The following is a 16,647-nucleotide window of genomic DNA, read 5'->3' as shown; positions in this document are numbered from 1 at the left end:
AAGGCAACCCATCCGGGCTCTGCCGGCTTCGCGGATCAGGATTGCACGGGTCAGCCCTGCGAGGGCGGCACCAGGTCCTCGAACAGGCTCCGCGCCTCGCTGGCCGGGCCGCGCCGGTCGCCGAGCGCCAGCACCCGCCAGACCCGCACCACGCCGCGTTCCGGCGTGCCGAGGGCAAAGGTGATGGTGTCGCCTAGCCGCAGCCTGGCATGCGGCTTATCGGTCGGCTGGCGGTTGATGCGGAAGGCGCCGGATTCGACGATGCGGGCGCAGGCGGCGCGAGATTTGGCGACCCGCGCGCACCACAACCATTTGTCGAGCCGCTGCCAGTCCCGGTCCTCGCCGCCTTCCGCCACGCCCTGCCTCTCGCTACCCGCTCTGCTGCAGCTTCAGCCGCGCCAGGACCGCGAAGGGCGAATCCGGGTTCGGCCCGGCCGGCTCTGCCGGCTTGCGCGCCTCGCGCTCTTCCGGCCGTGGCCCGCGCGGGCCGCGGTCTTCGTCGCGCCGATCCGGCCTCGGGCCGCGCGGTGGGCCGCCGGGGCCGCCGCCCGGGCCGCGGTCACGGCCCTGCCAGGGCTTGCCGCCACCGCCGGGGCCACGAGAGACCTCCATCCGGCCCGGTGACTTGCGCAGTTCGGGCGGGATGGGCGGGCCGAAGAAGATCATCGCCGCACTGGTGGGCGGCGGCAGCGGCGCGTCCGGCACGCGGACCGGTCGGTCTTCCCGGTGCATGTCGCGCTGCGCATGAGCCGGGCGGCGGTCGCCGCGGTCACGCGGCGGGCGGCCGTCCTGCCGATCGCGCGGCGGGCGGCCCTCTTGCCGGTCGTGCTGCGGACGGTTCTCCTGCGGCGGGCGCTGGCCGGGCCGGGCTTCCCGCTGTCCTTCCGGCCGGGCATCGCGGCGGGTCTGCCGAGGCCCATCCTGCCGCGCCTCGCCCTGCTGCGGCCGCGGCCCGAGCCCGGCCCGGCCCTCGTTGCGTCCTTCGTTACGCCCATGCGGCCTTGGGCCACGCTGGTGCTGATGGTGTTGTGGGCGCGGCTGGGCGACGCGCAGCGGGGTCGGCGGGCCGTACTCGTTCTCCGCCAGCGGCGGCGCTTCCAGCAGACGGAAGCCGAGCGCGGTCAGCGCCGCCCCCAGCGTATCCGCCTTCACGCCGAGCCGGCTGGCGAGGTCGGGAGGCGGCGGCGCCGGGGCGCGCCTTGTCAGGAAGCCGAGCTCGGCGGCGATGCGTTCGGCGACGTCCAGCCGCAGCAGCACCGGCCCGGCCGGCAGCCAGCCCATGGTCTGGGCAAAGCCCGGCGGCCAGCCGATCGGGGGTGGCGGGTTGGTCTCGCCCTCATGGGCCTCGCGCAGCTGCAGCGCGACGAGGCCCGGGGCGGGCAGCGAGGGGGTGTCGATGTTGCGTGACATCGCCCAGAGCTGCGCCCGCAGCGCCATGGCGCGCGGCTTCAGGGCTTCCGGGACAAACAGTGCGAAACGGCCGGCTCGGACGCCTATCGCCTTCAGCTTTTGCCGCAGATCCTGGTTGATCCCGGCATTGGTGTTGCCGGGGACCAGTCCGAGATGCTCGCGCAAGGTGTAGGCCGGGCCGCGCAGCGCGCCCTCGGCCTCCGCCTTCGCCTCGATCGTGGACAGGATGGCGAGCTCCTTGCCCACCAGCCCTTCCACATACTTGGCCAGTCGGGCGCGGACGCGCTCGCGCTGGGCGCCGTCGAGGAACTCGCTCGCCAGCACCTCGACCTGCGGCTTGCCGGGCTGGTCGCCGATCCGCAGCCGGGCGATCTCGGCCGGCTCGGCGCCGGGGCTGGTCCAGGTGACGCGATGGTTCGGCGTCAGCGCGAATGCTTCGTCCTTGGCGGTCTCCACCGCGGCGACGCGGCGCGGCATCTCCTCCCGCAGCGCACGACGGGCGGCGCGGAGGACGAGCTTCCGCTCCTCCTCGGTCGCGCCTTCGGCCTTGGGGTGAAAGAGAAAGCCGGCGACCTTGCCGACGGTATGCCCCTCGACCACCACCTCGCCCTGGCGCGTCACCGCGGAAAGCAGGTCCTCGCCTTCCGTGTCGTCCAGCCGGCGCATAAGGTGGGCGGCGCGCCGGTCGACGAAGCGGGCGGTCAGCCGCTCGTGCAGCGCGTCGGAGACCGCGTCCTCGGCCTTCCGGGCCTCCGCCTGGAAGGTCGCGGCGTCGCGGGTCCAGTCGGCGCGGGCGGCGATGTAGGACCAGACCCGGATATTGGCCAGGCGCGCCATCAGCGTATCGAGGTCGCCTTCGGTCGCGCCACATTGGGCGATCTGCCCGGCCACCCAGTCGCTCGGCAGCACGCCGTCCTCGGCCAAGTGCTTGAAGATGCGGCCGACGAGCCGCGTGTGGGTGTCGTCCGCCAGCTTGCGGAAATCCGGCACTTGGCAGGCTTCCCAGAGTAGCTGGACGCGGTTGCGGCCCGAGGCCAAGGCGCGCAGCTCCTGCTCCCGCGTCAGCATGGAGAGCGTGATGAAGTCGTCGGCATCGTTGCCGCGTGCCAAGCCGGGCAGAGGAGGCGGGGTGGAAAGGCTGTCCATCAGCGCGTCGACGCTGGTGAAGTCGAGCTCGCTGTTCCGCCAGGCCAGGGTCTGCAGCGATTCGAAATTGTGGTTCTCGATCTTGTAGACGATCTCGTCCGGCAGGGCTGGGCATTCGCCGGTCGTGCCGAAGGTACCGTCGCGCATGCCGCGGCCGGCGCGGCCGGCGATCTGCGCGGCTTCCTGCGCGGTCAGCTGGCGGGCCTTATGGCCATCGAATTTCTGCAGGGCGGCGAAGGCGACATGGTCGACATCCATGTTCAGCCCCATCCCGATGGCGTCGGTCGCCACCAGGAAGTCGACCTCGCGGTTCTGGTAAAGCGCCACCTGGGCGTTGCGGGTGCGGGGCGACAGGCGCCCCATCACCACGGCGCAGCCGCCGCGGCGCCGGCGGATGGCCTCGGCGATCGCGTAGACCTCGGCCGCCGAGAAGGCGACGACGGCGCTGCGCGGCGGCAGGCGGGTGAGCTTGGCGGGGCCGGAATGGGTCAACTGCGACAGCCGCGGCCGTGTCTCGATCTCGGCTCGCGGCACTAGGCGCTGCAGCAGCGGGCGGATGGTCTCGGCGCCCATGAACATAGTCTCGACCATGCCGCGTGCATTCAGCAGGCGGTCGGTGAACACATGGCCGCGGTCGGGGTCGGCGCAGAGCTGGATCTCGTCCACCGCGACGAATTCCACGCGGCGGTCAAGCGGCATGGCCTCGACCGTGCAGGCGAACCACTTGGCGCCGGGCGGGACGATCTTCTCCTCACCCGTGATCAGGGCGACGTGCTGCTCCCCTTTCGCGGCGACCATGCGGTCGTAATTCTCGCGCGCCAGCAGGCGCAGCGGGAAGCCGATGATGCCGCTGGAATGGGCCAGCAGGCGGGTGATCGCCAGATGCGTCTTGCCGGTGTTGGTGGGGCCCAACACGGCCTTGACGCGGGCGTCGAACATGGGGGTGTGGGGGTCGGGCATGCGGCGCCATGCATGGGCCGGATGCGCAGGATTTGCAACCACGTGGGCCGGAAGTTAGGGGGCGCCGATGCGTGCAGACCAAGCCCGACCCGCCGTCGCAATGCCGTGCCGCCCGACGATGCCGGTCGGCTGAGCGCGTCCCGGTGTCAGCTCCCGCCCGTTTCGCCCTGCTTTTCGCCGCACAATTCGCCGCGGTCGGCATCCTCATGCCCTTCCTCCCCGCGGTGCTCCGGGACCATGGGCTTACGGCGCAGGAGATCGCTCTGGTGCTTGCTGCCGGCTCCGCCGTGCGGCTGCTGGCGGCGCCCGCCGTAGGACGCGGGGCGGATGGCTTCGGCGATGCGCGGACCATCCTGCTGCTGGCCGCAGCCCTGGCCACCTGCACGGTGACCGGCTTCGCCCTGGCCCAGGGCTCCGCCGCCCTGCTGGTGGTGGCCGTGCTGCACGCCATGGTGAACGCGCCGGTAGTGCCGCTCTCGGACGCGCTTTGCCTCGGCGCGGCACGGGAGCAGCGGTTCGACTATGGCCGGGTGCGCTCGGCCGGGTCGCTCTCCTTCATCTTGGCGGCCATCGTGGCCGGGCAGGCGGTGCAGTGGCTCGGGGTGAGCAGCATCGTCTGGCTGGCCTCCGCCTGCCTCGGCCTGACCGCGCTGGCGGCGCGCGGCCTCCCAGCAGAACGGGCGGCGGCGCGTGGCCGGGGCGGCTTTGCCGCGCCCTTCGCCGTCCCGGCCTTCCGCCGAATCCTGCCGCTCTCGGCGCTGATCCAGGGCAGCCATGCGCTCTATTACGGCTTTGGCACGCTCCACTGGCAGGCGGCGGGGCTCTCGCCCGGCGTCATCGGCCTGCTCTGGGCAGAGGGCGTAGTGGCCGAGGTCGCACTCTTTCTTTGGGGCAAGCCGCTGGTGGAGCGGCTGGGGGCGCCGGGCTTGGCGGCGCTGGCGGCGGGTGCCGGGGTGGTGCGCTGGGGGGTGACGGCGGAAACGGTCTGGCTGCCAGCCCTGGCCGCGGTGCAACTGCTGCATGCGGTGACGTTCGGCGCGCAGCATCTGGCGGCGATGCGGGTACTGGGCGGTATGCCGCCGACCCAGGCGGCGACGGCGCAGACGCTGCATGCCTCGATCGGGGTGGGGCTGGCTTCCGGCCTGCTGACCTTTGCCTCTGGCCCGCTCTATGCAGCCTGGGGAGGTCAGGGCTTCTGGGCAATGGCGGGATTGTGCGTCCTGGCGCTGCCGCTGGCCTTCCGGCTGCGGCGGGATTGAGCCAGCGCCAGGAGGCGCGGCCCGTGCTGCGGTCGGGTCCGGGTCAGCAGCCCGGCACCGACGGCAAACAGGCCGAAGGCCAGATGCGGCGTTCGCCGGCCGGGAAAGCCGAGCAGCGCCGGGGCGGCGGCCAGCGCTGCGCCGCCGGCGATGTCGAGCGCCAGGTGCTGACGCATGTCCAGCACCGGCGCCAGCCCGAGCTCGTAGTCGGTCAGCGCCGCATAGGCGATGGCGCCGGCGCCTGCCACCTGGGCCGACCGGGCCGCCGCCGAGCCAGGGCGCAGGTGGAACAGGCGTGGTGCCAGCAGCAGGGCAGCGCCCCAGAGGTAGTCCATGACCCCATGAAGCCGGGTGGAAACCAGGCGCATCCGTTGGATCCTTCGGCAGGTCGCCCGCCAACGCCCGGAGCAGGCCGGCTGTTCCGGCAGCCGTGGCCCGGCCACCACGCCGTTCCGCCGCCGCGTTCCGTCCCCGTTATCCACAGCCATCCCCGTAATCCACAGGGCCCGTTCCGCGCTAGTATTGCCGCATGAACACCATCGACCAGGCATCGCCCTTCGCGGGCGTCGACGGGCTGCTCGGCCTGTCGCAGCGCACGCCGCCGCACAACTACCAGGCGGAGCAGGCGCTGCTCGGGGCACTGCTGGCCAACAACAAGGCCTACGAGCGCGTATCCGAATTCCTCGCGCCCGAGCATTTCGCCGAAGCCGCGCATGGCCGGATCTACCGCGCCATCCAGCGCCGGGTCGAGGCCGGGCAACTGGCCGATGTCGTCACCCTGCGCCCGGAATTCGAGCATTCGGGCGTGCTGGACGAGGTCGGCGGCCCCGCCTACCTGGCCCAGCTGCTCACTGCCATGGTCGGCATCATCAATGCCGGGGAGTACGGCCGGCTCGTCCACGACTGCTGGCTGCGCCGCCAGCTGGTCGATGTGGGGGAGGAGGTGGTCAACCGCGCCTTCGGCGCCGAGGCCGAGCTTTCCGCCAAGGAACAGCTGGAGGCAGCGGAGCAGCGGCTGTTCGACCTGGCCAAGGATGGTGGGACCGAGGGCGGTTTCGTCACCTTCGAGCGCGCGCTGACCGATGCGGTGGAACTCGCTGCCAAGGCTTTCTCAACCCCCGGCGGCGTATCCGGCCTGCCCTCCGGCCTGCGCGACCTGGACGCCAAGACCGGCGGCATGCACGGGTCCGACCTGATGATCATCGCGGGACGCCCGGCCATGGGCAAGACTGCGCTGGCGACCAAGATCGCCTTCGGCGCCGCCCAGGCCCTGGTGCGGGAGGCGCAGGAGAAGGGCGAGGGCGTCCAGCCGCGCGGCACGGTGGCGATCTTCTCGCTGGAGATGAGCGCCGACCAGCTGGCCACCCGTCTGCTGTCCGAGGCGGCGCGCATCTCCGGCGACAAGATCCGCCGCGGCGACATCTCCCAGCGCGACTTCGACCGCTTCGTCGAGGTGAGCCGCGAACTCGCCATCCTGCCGCTGGTGATCGACGATACGCCGGCGATCACCATCTCGGCGCTGCGGACCCGTTGCCGACGGCTGAAGCGGACGCGGGGCCTGGAGCTGGTGGTGGTGGACTACCTTCAGCTGATGCGGCCGGCGGCGGGGACCCGGCCGGAAAGCCGGGTGCTTGAAATCTCGATGATTACCCAAGGGCTGAAAGCAATTGCGAAGGAGCTTTCGGTGCCGGTGATCGCGCTGTCGCAGCTCTCCCGCGCGGTAGAGCAGCGGGAGGACAAGCGGCCGCAGCTCTCGGACCTGCGCGAATCCGGGTCGATCGAGCAGGACGCCGACATGGTCATGTTCGTCTACCGCGACGAATACTACCTGGCGCAGCGCGCCCCCAAGGAGATGGGCTTCGACAATGGCGGCAAGTTCGAGGAAGCCATGACCAAGTGGCAGGCCGACATGGAGATGGCGCACAACAAGGCGGAGCTAATCATCTCGAAGCAGCGGCATGGCCCGACCGGCACGGTAAAGCTGTTTTTCGAAAGCGAGTTCACCCGCTTCGGCGACCTCGACGTGGTACATGACGGTTCGGACCGGCACTGAGCCACTGAAAAAAGATCGGGGAGGGAAAAGAATTTCCCTCCCCGAAGCCTAACCCATCCCGCTGTCAGTCGGGCATCTGCCGCGCAGCAGGTGCCGGCTCACATAAGTCGATGCGGGGTCGGGCGCATGCGTCCAGCGGGAGAATGGCTTCTCCCCAGCCTATCTCAGTGGCGCCGCTCGGGGCCGGCCTTCGGCACTTCCTGGATTGTCTCCACGTCCACGTCCTGCCGGCGGACGGTATCGCGCACGACCTCGCGCCGCTCCACGCTCCGCTTGCGCAGCGCCACCTCGCCGGTCACCCGCGCCTCCTTCGACACCACCGGCCGTTCGCTGGTCGCGGTCAGCTCCACCGTCTCCTCGCGGAAGGCATGCGCGGCCTCCTCGGGACGGAGGGCATGGTCCTCGCGGCGGCGCTCCACCTCGACCGTCTCTTCATGCAGCGTCACCGGCTTCTCGACCTCGCGCTCGGTGACGCTGGTCACCAGGCGCTTGCCGCCCGTGGCTTCCCGCTTGCCGACATGCAGCTCCTCCTCGATGGACTGGGCGCGCTCGGTTGTCTCGCCGCCCCGGCCGAGCAACTGCTCCGGCGCCTTCAGCTCGAAGCGGTTCATCACCGCCAGCGCGCTGTCCGCCGTCTCGGCTTCTGCGGCGACCAGGATGCCGCCCTGCATCACCGCCTCGGCGTAGAGCCGGGCGCGGGCCGGCTCGAGGCCGCGCTCCGCAAGTTCCCCGGCGAGCGCCTGGCCGGTGCCGCGGTCGAAAATCACCACGGCGGACTGGTCGCAGCCGGCCTCAACCAGCGCGCTGCGGACACGCAGCGCCGATTCGCGGTCGGCCAGCAACCCGATCACGGATTCCATCATGAAATTCCCCTATATTTTCAATGTAGTCGTTTGCGCCCAGGCGCTCACGGCCCCGGGTCGCGGTCCGGCCCGTCCGGCGGGGCATCACGCTCGACGAGGATCTCCTCGTGGCGCAGCGACACCTTCTCCCGGACCTGCCGAGTGTCCCGTCGCCGGGTGATGCGCACTTCTTCAACCAGGCGAAGGCGCTTCTCGACGACGAGCACTTCCTCCACCACCGGGTAGATGGTGGTATTGCCTTCGTGGCGGATGCCGGCCGGCGCCTCGATCCAGGCGCCTATGGGCACGCGTTCCACCTCGAGGGATTCGGTCTGGACCGGGATGTCCAGCACCTCTTGCGTCGTCTGGACGCGCTTGTGCAGGCGCACCCGGTCAGTGACGACGCGCTCCTTGTAGACCACCGCCGTTTCCTCGATGACAGGAACGACCTTCTCATCGATAAGTCGTCCTGATGGATCCGGCTCGGCCATGCAATCCCCCATCCGTCGCAAAATCAGATGCGATGGTATTCACGCGATCAACGATCTAAGCCGACCACTTCAGTATTGTGACAGCGGCGGGGTGGTCTGGCGCGGGTCGGTCCAGGGCCCGCTGACTCAGAGAACATGCTGCGCCGCAACGCGTTCCGCTGCGGCGCACAATTAACCCGTTGCGAAATCAGCTTTCCCGGCCCTTGGGCAAGGCTTCTTCGGTCGCCTGGGCGGTGCGCCCGAGCGTCGCCTGCCCAGCCAGGATAAGATCCAGGTAGCCGTGCAGCATCTTCTGCTGCAGCTCGATCAGCGCAACCGGATTGGCCAGGCGGAGCATCTCCTGGCCGATTTGCCAATTGGTACGGGCCATGTCACCGAGAAATCCGGCGAAGGCCTGCGGCAGCGCCACCATCCCGACCATTGCTGGCCGCATCGTCGTCTCTGCCTGGCCGGCGACTGCTCCGTTGGCGACCTGCGCCGATTGCCGGCCGCTGGTCTCGATGGCTTCGGCTTGGCGGGTAACCTCGGCAGCGGAGCGCTGCGCGACCTCGGCACCGGTGCGCCGCGCTGCCTCCATGCCGCGCTCCATCGCTTCTCCGGTCCGGCTGACAGCCGCTTCCAGTGCCGCGTCGCCCTGTTGGGCGGCGGCCTTGCCGGCCCGACCGATCACCTCGGCCCCGACCTTGGTAGCCTGCTGAGAGCCGCGGCGCATCGTCTCCGCCGCGCCATCGGTTTGGTCCTGCCGCCTGTTGCTGTCGGCCATTGCCTAATTTCCTTCTTTGAATTGACGCGCCGGCGGAAGCTCTATGGCATCCTGCAATCCCTGGTTTTGGGAAATTGTGCCCTGCGGTAACACGAGTCACGATTGTGCTGGCGCTCAGTGCAACGCCGCGCCCCGGACCCGGTTGCGGTACTTTGCTGCTCGGCCAGTGCAAGGGTCGTCGTCACAATCCGAGGCTTGCCGCCCTCCGCCGCGCGGTCCATGCCGTGCTGCACAATGTACCTGGGGTGAAGGCGATGCAGGCGGTGCTGACCGTCGATCTCGGTGCCGTGGCCGACAACTGGCTCTTGTTGCGCGACCGCGCCGCCCCTGGCGCGGTGGCCGGCGTGGTGAAGGCGGATGGCTACGGGCTCGGCGCCGCCCCGGTAGCCCGCGCACTGCACGCAGTCGGCTGCCGGCACTTCTTTGTCGCCCATCTGACGGAGGGTGTGGCGGTGCGCGCCGCGCTCGGCCCCGGCCCGATGGTCGCGGTGCTGAACGGCTTCGCACCGGGAGCGGATGGCGAGGCCGGCCTGTTGCCCGTGCTGAACGGCCCCGGCGACGTCGCAGCCTGGGCCGCCGCCGCTCGTGCCAAGGGCAGGCAACTTCCCGCCCTGCTGCACGTCGACACGGGCATGGCGCGGCTCGGCCTGACCCCGGCTGAGGCCGCGGTGCTGGCAGCCGACCCGGCGCGGCTGGCCGGGCTCGAACTGCGCCATGTCATGACCCACCTGGCCTGTGCCGACGACCCGGAGAATCCCCTGAACGCCCAGCAGGCCAGCCGCTTCGCCGCCATCCGCGCCCGCCTGCCGGCGGCGGCGGCGAGCCTGGCCAATTCATCCGGCATGTTCCTCGGCCCCGATTTCGGCTCCGACCTCGCCCGGCCGGGTTGCGCGCTGTACGGCATCAATCCGACCCCGGCCGTGCCGAACCCGATGCGGCAGGTGGCAACGCTCGAGGCTCCGGTGCTGCAGGTTCGGGAAATCCCGGCCGGCACGCCGGTCGGCTATGGCGCGTCCTGGACCGCCGCGCGGCCCTCCCGGATCGCCACCGTTGCCGCGGGCTATGCCGATGGCTACCTTCGTTCGCTCTCGGGGCGGGCCGTCGGCAGGATCGCCGGCCGGCCCGTGCCCCTGGTCGGCCGGGTATCCATGGACCTCATCACCTTCGACGTGACCGATCTGCCTGACGTCGTGCCCGGCACGATGGTGCAGCTGATCGGCCCCGGGAACACCCCGGACGAGGTCGCCGCCGTGGCCGGTACCATCGGCTACGAGATCCTGACCTCGCTCGGCGCCCGCTACCGCCGCGCATATCGCGCCGCCTGATGGGAGCCATCCTGCTCGATCCGCTGGCGGCGCTCGGCCGCGGGGTCATCGCCGCCTGCCACGCCGTCGGCAACCTGGGGCTCTTCGCGCTCGAGGCGACGAGCCACCTGCTGCGGCCGCCCTTTTACGGCCGGCTGTTCTGGCGCGCCTTCGTCGAGATCGCCTGGTTCTCGCTGCCGGTGGTGGCGCTGACCGCGGTCTTCACGGGCATGGTCCTCGCGCTGCAGAGCTATACCGGCTTCGCCCGCTTCAATGCGCAAAGCGCCATTGCAAGCGTGGTAGTCATCTCCCTGGTCCGCGAATTGGGCCCGGTGCTGGCGGCGCTGATGGTGGCGGGGCGCATCGGCGCCAGCTTCGCCGCCGAGATCGGTACCATGCGCGTGACCGACCAGATCGACGCGCTGACCACGCTGTCCACTAACCCGATGAAGTACCTGGTGGCGCCCCGCATCCTGGCCGCCGTCATCGCTCTGCCGCTGCTGGTGCTGGTGGCCGACGTGATCGGGGTGATGGGCGGCTGGCTGATCGGCACGCAGAAGCTCGGCTTCGTCTCCGCCGCCTACCTGAAATCCACCTTCGACTACCTGGAAGCGGACGACGTCGTCTCCGGCCTGGTGAAGGCGGCGGTCTTCGGCTTCGTCATCGCCCTGATGGGCACCTGGTGCGGCTACAATTCGAAGGGCGGGGCGCAGGGCGTCGGTGGGGCGACGACCAAAGCGGTAGTCGCTTCCTCCATCCTCATCCTGGCGCTGGACTACGTCCTGACCGAGATCTTTTTCGCGCAATGAGGGACATGACCGACCAGGCGATCCTGTCCCCCCCGGTGGCCGTGGCCGGCGTGCCGAAGATCCGCATGCGTGGCGTGCGGAAGGCCTTCGGCGCGAAGCAGGTGCTGGACGGCGTCGACATCGACGTCGATGCGAGGCATTCGCTGGTGATCCTCGGCGGCTCCGGCAGCGGCAAATCGGTGACGATCAAGAGCATCCTCGGACTGATCGAGCCGGACGAGGGGACGATTGAGGTCGACGGCCGCGACGTGCTGCGCATGGGATGGCGGGAGCGCGAGGCGCTCGGCGATCGGATCGGGATGCTGTTCCAGAACGGCGCGCTGTTCGACAGCCTGCCGGTCTGGGAGAATGTCTGCTTCAAGCTGCTGGCGCAGAAGCGCATTACCCGAGCCAAGGCGCGCGACCACGCGGCCGAGGTGCTGGCGCAGGTCGGTCTCGCCGGCTCTGTCGGCGACCTCTCGCCCGCCGAGCTTTCCGGCGGCATGCAGAAACGCGTGGCACTGGCCCGCGCCATCGCGGCGCGGCCGGACATTATTTTCTTCGACGAGCCGACCACCGGGCTCGACCCTATCATGGGTGCGGTCATCGATGGACTGATCGTCGATTGCGTGAAGAAGCTGGGCGCGACCGCGGTGTCCATCACCCACGACATGGCCAGCGCGCGGCGTATCGGCGACACCGCCGCGATGCTGCACAAGGGGCGGATCGTCTGGAGCGGCCCGGCCGGCGCGCTTGGCCATACCGGCAATGCACTGGTGGACCAGTTCGCCAATGGCGAGCGCGAGGGTCCCATTCAGATGGAGCTCAGGCGGTAGCCGCCGCAGGTCGGATGCCAGACTCCCAAAACTGGAGGAGGAGCTCGGGGAGAATACCTTCCCTCGATCTTACTTCCTTTACCGACCCGGCTTCGGCGGATCGGCTTGGGCCGTCGTCGGATCCTCCGGCCAATTATGCTTCGGGTAGCGCCCCCGCATGTCCTTTCGCGCATCCAGCCAGCCGGCCTTCCAGAACCCCGCGAGGTCGCCTGTGACCGCGATCGGCCGTCCCGCCGGCGACAGCAACGCTACCTGCAGCGGCACGCGGCCTTCCGCCAGCTTCGGCAGGCCGGACAGGCTGTACAAATGCTGCGCCCGGGCCTCGAGCGTGGGCACTTCCCGCGCATAGTCGATGGTGGCGCTGCGGCCCATCGGCAGCGGCAGGCGGGCGGGCAGGGAGGCGTTCAGCCGCTGGCGGCGGTCCCAGGGAAGGGACTGCAGCAGGATGTCCGGCAGGTTCAGCCCGGCGAGTTCGGTCAGCCGGGTCTTGCCGTGCAGCTGCGGGGCCAGCCAGTCCTGCACCGTGGCGATCAAGCTGGAGTCCGACAGGTCGGGCCAGGAGTCACCCTCGGCCTGCCGCATCCAGCCGATGCGTGCCTGAAGCTGCCTAGCTCCCTCGCCCCAGGGCAGGTCGCGCAAGGACCGCTCGGCCACGGCCGTCGCCAGCGCCGCGGCGACGGCGGCCGGGTCGGCATGCGGGATGGTCGCTTCCTCCAGCACCAGCGGGCCGAAGCGGAGCCGGCGGCGGGCCTGCACGGCGCCGGCGCGGGCGTCGAAGGCGGCGCCCTCCTCCTGCACGAAGCGCTCGGGGAAGCGCGCCTCCAGCGCCGCGCGGTCGATGCGGGCGGCCATGCGGATGCGGGCATCGGTGCCCTGCAGTTCCAGATCGGCGACGGCGAGCAGCGGCGACTTGGCCAGCGAGTCGGTGGTCGCCAGCCGGGCGCCCTGGCCGGAGGCGAGGCGGAAGGCACCGGCCATGACGCCGCGCATGGCGGCGATCCGGTCGGGGAAGCCAGCCGCCAGCAGGGCGCCCGGATCACCCTCGGGGTAGACCGACCCATGCACGCCCAGCCGCCGGCGGTGCAGCGCCGCGGCGCGGCGGATGCGCTGGATCGCCGGGCGGTCTGCATTCGGGTGGTCACCGCCATGCAGCAAGTCAAGCCGCAGGCCGATATCGGCCGGCGCCTCCCGGATGTCGCTTCCGCGCGCATTCGCGCGACGGATCGGATCGCGCTCCTCCAGCAGTGCGGCGAGATCGGCGGCCATGGCCTTCTCGCCCTCCGTCTCGGCCGCGGCCAGCATGCGCGCCAGCCGCGGATGGGTGCCGAGCCGCGCCATCCGCCGCCCGATCGCGGTGACCCGGCCGGCGCCGTCCAGCGCATCAAGCTCCGCCAGTAGCGCTTGTGCCGCGGCCATGGCTCCTGCCGGCGGCGGGTCCAGCCAGGACAGCGCGGCCGGCTCCGTCCCCCAGGCGGCGAGGTCGAGGGCGAGGCCCGACAGCTCCTCCTCAAGGATCGCCGGCCGGTCCTGCGGCGCCAGGCCGCGATGCAGCGCCTCCGACCAAAGCCGGATCGCCACGCCCGGCGCGGTGCGGCCGGCGCGGCCGGCGCGCTGCTCGGCCGCAGCCTTCGAAATACGCACCGTGACCAGCCGGGACAGACCGGTGGCGGGATCGAGCCGCGGTGCCCGGCGGAAACCGCCATCGACCACTATGCGGACACCAGGGACGGTCAGCGAGGTCTCGGCGATCGAGGTTGCCAGTACCACCTTCCGCCGCGGGCCGGGGTTGAGTGCCAGGTCCTGCTCGGCCGGCGGCATCTCGCCGTGCAGCGAGCGGATGTCGGCCTCGATCCCGCCGAGCCGCTCGGCGGTACGGCGGATCTCGCCCCAGCCCGGCAGGAAGGCGAGGATGTCGCCCTCATGCGCCTTGAGCGCCGTGCGGATCGCTGCGGCCATCGCTTCCGGCAGGTCGCGCGGATTCTGGATGTCACGCGGCCGGTGCTCGATCGTGACCGGCCAAGCGCGGCCGAGGCTTTCGATTGTCGGCGCATCCGTTGCCGTGGCGTCGGCAGCCGCCCCGCTCCCCATCAACCCCGCAAAGATGCCGCCATCCAGCGTGGCCGACATGGCCAGCAGCCGCAACTCGGGCCGCAACGCCCTTTGCAGGTCAAGGCAGAGCGCGAGGGCCAGGTCGGTATCGAGATTGCGCTCATGCGCTTCGTCGAACAGGACCGCGGCGATGCCCTCGAGCCCGGGGTCGGATTGCAGCCGCCGCACCAGCAGACCCTCGGTCACCACCTCGACCCGGGTGGCGGCGGAGACCGCGCGGTCCAGCCGGGTGGCGAGGCCGATGGTATGGCCGGGCGCGCCCTCGCCAAGCAACTCGGCCATCCGTCGCGCCGCGGCCCGGGCCGCCACGCGGCGCGGTTCCAGTACCAAGATCTTCCGCCCCGCCGCCCAGGGCTCGTCCTTCAGGACCAGCGGCACCAGCGTGGTCTTGCCGGCGCCGGGCGGGGCGATGAGCAGGGCGTTGGAGCCGGCGCGCAGCGCCGCGGTCAGCGCGGGCAGCGCCTGGGTCACCGGAAGGTCGGGCAGCATCCTGCGGATTATAAGGTAGCCGCCATGCGCCTAAAAAAGGGGCCTCAGGCCTCCTCGCCGTCCGCCTCCTCGCCCTCCTCGTCGAGCTCGATGAGGAAAACGGCAAAATCGTCGCCATCGCCCGGGCCGTCCTCCTCCCCGGCACTGTCCTCCTGCGCCTCGGCCAAGCCCTGCTCCCAGCGGGTGGTCTCGACCGGGTCGGCGTCGCGCACGGCAAGCGGCGCCTCGCCATCCCAGACCGGCACGCCCTCGGATTCGAATTCCTGCAGGTCCGGCCCGATCAGGCTGGCCAGAATCTCCTCGGCGGAATCCCGGCTCGTCTCGGAGAAGACGAGCACAGGCCGGCTTGCGACCTCGACGGTGAACAATGGCATGGCGTGGGATTCCTGGTTGGCGGGCTGCTCCTAAACCGGATCGCCGCCGGGCGGAAACGCCTGGGACGGCGAATTCGCTCCCGGTCGCTGGCGGGCGGCGCTTGCTTTGGCCGGGCGGCGTTCCGTTCTATGGCTGCGCCATGGTCCGCCAAATCCTGTTCGCCCTGCTGGTCCTTCTCGCCCCGCTTGCCGGCCGGGCCGGGGAGAGCGCGGCCATCACCTCGCCGCGCGCTACCGCCACGCTGGCCGCCGCCGCTGCCGAGGTAGCGCCGGGGCAGCCGGTCGAGCTAGGCCTCCGCCTTCGACTAGCCCCCGGCTGGCATACCTATTGGCAGAACCCCGGCGATGCCGGCGCGCCGCCGGAGGTCACCATCGTGGCGCCGGCCGGTGCCGAGGGCAGCCCGATCCGCTGGCCGGCCCCCGCCCGCATCCCGACCGGCCCGCTGGTCAGCTTCGGTTATGAGGGCGAGGTGCTGCTGCCCTTCCGCATGGTGGTGCCGGCCGGCGCCGCTTCCGGCGACCGGCTGAGCATCGAGGCCGAGGCGAACTGGCTGGTCTGCGCCGAAATCTGCATCCCCGAGGAGGGGCGTTTCCGGCTCGACCTGCCGGTGGCCACCGCGGGCCGCGCGGATGCCGGGCTCGCCCCGCTGTTCACCGCGGCGGAAGCCGCGGCGCCGCGGCCTTCTCCCTGGGCGGTGCGGGCGGCTCTGGCCGGGACGCGCGGCAGCCTGACCCTGGAAGGGGAAGGGTTGTCGGCCGCCGCGATTCGCGACGCCGTTTTCTTCCCCACCGAGGGCGGGCTGCTGGACAATGCCGCACCGCAGCCGCTGCGCGTCCATGACGGCAAGCTGACCTTGGGATTGACCCGGCCGGAAGGCGCGGCAAGCCCCGCCACCCTGTCCGGCGTGGTTGCCCTGACGGATGCGGCCGGCGTGCGCTCGGCCTATGCCGTCGCCGCCCCGGTCGGCGGCGTGCCGGAGACGGGGGCGGGGGCGCTGACGCTCTGGCAGGCGCTGCTTTCCGCCTTCCTCGGCGGGCTGATCCTGAACCTGATGCCCTGCGTTTTCCCGATCCTGGCGATGAAGGCAATGGCGCTGGCGCGGCTGTCCGGCGCCGCCAAAGCCGAGGTCCGGGCGCATGCCGGCAGCTATACCCTCGGCGTGCTTGCCGCCTTTCTGGCTATGGCTGCGGTGCTGGTCGGGTTGCGCGCGTCCGGGATCGCCGCTGGCTGGGGCTTCCAGTTCACCGCCCCGGCCTTCGTCGCGGCGCTGGCCTGGCTGATGTTCGCGGTCGGGCTGAATCTCTCGGGCGTCTATGCGATCGGTGGGCCCGTCGGGGCGGGCGGGGCGCTGGCCAGGCGCGGCGGCCATCCCGGCAGCTTCGCTACCGGGGCGCTGGCGGTGCTGGTGGCGACGCCCTGCACCGCACCCTTCATGGCGGCGGCGGTCGGCACCGCGCTGGCCCTGCCGGCGCCGGCGACGCTGGCGGTCTTCGCCGCGCTCGGCCTCGGCCTCGCCGCGCCCTATGCGCTGCTGGGGCTCTTCCCCGGCTTGGCGCAGCGCCTGCCGCGGCCGGGCGCCTGGATGGAATGGCTACGCCAGGGCCTCGCCTTCCCGATGTACGCCGCTTCCGCCTGGCTGGCCTGGGTGCTGGCGCAGCAGGCGGGCCCGGACGGGCTCCTGCTGGTGCTGACCGGCGCGGTGCTGCTCGGCTTCGCCGGCTGGGCGCTCGGCATCGGGCAGCGCAGCGCTGGCGGCGGGCGCCGCGCCGGCCGGGCGCTGGCCGCCGCCGCGGCCATTGCCGCGCTGGCCCTGCTGCCGGCG

At 71.3% G+C, this 16,647-nt stretch carries 14 protein-coding genes; 6 read left to right on the top strand and 8 right to left on the bottom strand.

Annotated features, from left to right (window positions below; all coding sequences use genetic code 11):
* Nucleotides 1-50: 50 nt before the first annotated feature.
* Complete coding sequence (locus tag E2C06_RS05850) at nt 51-356, bottom strand: RNA-binding S4 domain-containing protein (RefSeq protein WP_133287660.1); 306 nt, start codon at nt 354-356, stop codon at nt 51-53.
* Between the two features lie 13 nt (nt 357-369).
* Nucleotides 370-3,516, bottom strand: a complete 3,147-nt coding sequence (locus E2C06_RS05845; RefSeq protein ID WP_241671133.1) for a helicase-related protein — start codon at nt 3,514-3,516, stop codon at nt 370-372.
* 143 nt (nt 3,517-3,659) lie between these two features.
* On the opposite strand from E2C06_RS05845, the gene E2C06_RS05840 reads away from it, so the two are divergent.
* Nucleotides 3,660-4,775, top strand: a complete 1,116-nt coding sequence (locus E2C06_RS05840) for an MFS transporter (protein ID WP_165982240.1) — start codon at nt 3,660-3,662, stop codon at nt 4,773-4,775.
* Here E2C06_RS05840 and E2C06_RS05835 read toward each other — a convergent pair.
* Nucleotides 4,703-5,143 (bottom strand): SPW repeat domain-containing protein, encoded by a 441-nt coding sequence (locus E2C06_RS05835; RefSeq protein ID WP_133287658.1) that lies wholly within the window; start codon nt 5,141-5,143, stop codon nt 4,703-4,705. The two genes, E2C06_RS05840 and E2C06_RS05835, sit on opposite strands and share 73 nt — an antisense overlap.
* Nucleotides 5,144-5,304: 161 nt before the next feature.
* Here E2C06_RS05835 and E2C06_RS05830 point away from each other — a divergent pair, with 161 nt between their 5' ends.
* A complete protein-coding gene (locus E2C06_RS05830) occupies nt 5,305-6,828 on the top strand; it encodes a replicative DNA helicase (protein WP_133287657.1) in 1,524 nt (507 codons plus the stop codon).
* A 164-nt stretch (nt 6,829-6,992) separates the two neighbouring features.
* Here the strand turns inward: E2C06_RS05830 and E2C06_RS05825 are convergent, their stop codons facing one another.
* The 3 genes from E2C06_RS05825 to E2C06_RS05815 form a co-directional block, all read right to left on the bottom strand.
* Entirely contained in the window at nt 6,993-7,691 is a 699-nt protein-coding gene (locus E2C06_RS05825; protein ID WP_133287656.1) for a YsnF/AvaK domain-containing protein, read from the bottom strand.
* Nucleotides 7,692-7,735: 44 nt separating this feature from the next.
* Nucleotides 7,736-8,161, bottom strand: coding sequence for a YsnF/AvaK domain-containing protein (locus E2C06_RS05820; protein WP_165982239.1), 426 nt, complete (start codon nt 8,159-8,161; stop codon nt 7,736-7,738).
* Nucleotides 8,162-8,348: 187 nt separating this feature from the next.
* Nucleotides 8,349-8,924: a hypothetical protein gene (locus E2C06_RS05815; protein WP_133287654.1), complete on the bottom strand. Its 576-nt coding sequence runs from the start codon at nt 8,922-8,924 to the stop codon at nt 8,349-8,351.
* Nucleotides 8,925-9,178: 254 nt separating this feature from the next.
* Between E2C06_RS05815 and alr the strand changes: the two genes are divergently transcribed.
* From alr to E2C06_RS05800, 3 genes are read left to right on the top strand one after another with little or no spacing between them, the layout of a single operon-like run.
* Complete coding sequence (gene alr / locus E2C06_RS05810) at nt 9,179-10,249, top strand: alanine racemase (protein ID WP_133287857.1); 1,071 nt, start codon at nt 9,179-9,181, stop codon at nt 10,247-10,249.
* Nucleotides 10,249-11,037, top strand: coding sequence for an MlaE family ABC transporter permease (locus E2C06_RS05805; RefSeq protein WP_133287653.1), 789 nt, complete (start codon nt 10,249-10,251; stop codon nt 11,035-11,037). The genes alr and E2C06_RS05805 overlap by 1 nt, the downstream gene beginning before the upstream one ends.
* A gap of 5 nt (nt 11,038-11,042) precedes the next feature.
* Complete coding sequence (locus tag E2C06_RS05800) at nt 11,043-11,852, top strand: ABC transporter ATP-binding protein (RefSeq protein ID WP_133287652.1); 810 nt, start codon at nt 11,043-11,045, stop codon at nt 11,850-11,852.
* A gap of 78 nt (nt 11,853-11,930) precedes the next feature.
* Here E2C06_RS05800 and hrpB read toward each other — a convergent pair whose 3' ends face one another.
* Complete coding sequence (hrpB, locus tag E2C06_RS05795) at nt 11,931-14,450, bottom strand: ATP-dependent helicase HrpB (RefSeq protein ID WP_133287651.1); 2,520 nt, start codon at nt 14,448-14,450, stop codon at nt 11,931-11,933.
* 44 nt (nt 14,451-14,494) lie between these two features.
* Complete coding sequence (locus E2C06_RS05790) at nt 14,495-14,824, bottom strand: hypothetical protein (protein ID WP_133287650.1); 330 nt, start codon at nt 14,822-14,824, stop codon at nt 14,495-14,497.
* A gap of 140 nt (nt 14,825-14,964) precedes the next feature.
* Here E2C06_RS05790 and E2C06_RS05785 point away from each other — a divergent pair.
* Nucleotides 14,965-16,647 (top strand): protein-disulfide reductase DsbD domain-containing protein (locus E2C06_RS05785; RefSeq protein WP_133287649.1); only part of this gene is annotated, 1,683 nt, incomplete at its 3' end.

This window comes from Dankookia rubra (assembly GCF_004355005.1).
Taxonomy (GTDB): Bacteria; Pseudomonadota; Alphaproteobacteria; order Acetobacterales; family Acetobacteraceae; genus Paracraurococcus; species Paracraurococcus ruber_A.
This window is presented reverse-complemented; position numbering and strand designations above follow the sequence as displayed.

Excerpts from the sequence above, each read along its gene's own strand:
- E2C06_RS05845 (WP_241671133.1), bottom strand. The coding sequence starts at position 3,516 with ATGCCCGACCCCCACACCCCCATGTTCGACGCCCGCGTCAAGGCCGTG.
- E2C06_RS05835 (WP_133287658.1), bottom strand. The coding sequence starts at position 5,143 with ATGCGCCTGGTTTCCACCCGGCTTCATGGGGTCATGGACTACCTCTGG.
- E2C06_RS05830 (WP_133287657.1), top strand. The coding sequence starts at position 5,305 with ATGAACACCATCGACCAGGCATCGCCCTTCGCGGGCGTCGACGGGCTG.
- E2C06_RS05825 (WP_133287656.1), bottom strand. The coding sequence starts at position 7,691 with ATGATGGAATCCGTGATCGGGTTGCTGGCCGACCGCGAATCGGCGCTG.
- E2C06_RS05820 (WP_165982239.1), bottom strand. The coding sequence starts at position 8,161 with ATGGCCGAGCCGGATCCATCAGGACGACTTATCGATGAGAAGGTCGTT.
- E2C06_RS05815 (WP_133287654.1), bottom strand. The coding sequence starts at position 8,924 with ATGGCCGACAGCAACAGGCGGCAGGACCAAACCGATGGCGCGGCGGAG.
- alr (WP_133287857.1), top strand. The coding sequence starts at position 9,179 with ATGCAGGCGGTGCTGACCGTCGATCTCGGTGCCGTGGCCGACAACTGG.
- E2C06_RS05805 (WP_133287653.1), top strand. The coding sequence starts at position 10,249 with ATGGGAGCCATCCTGCTCGATCCGCTGGCGGCGCTCGGCCGCGGGGTC.
- E2C06_RS05800 (WP_133287652.1), top strand. The coding sequence starts at position 11,043 with ATGACCGACCAGGCGATCCTGTCCCCCCCGGTGGCCGTGGCCGGCGTG.
- hrpB (WP_133287651.1), bottom strand. The coding sequence starts at position 14,450 with ATGCTGCCCGACCTTCCGGTGACCCAGGCGCTGCCCGCGCTGACCGCG.
- E2C06_RS05790 (WP_133287650.1), bottom strand. The coding sequence starts at position 14,824 with ATGCCATTGTTCACCGTCGAGGTCGCAAGCCGGCCTGTGCTCGTCTTC.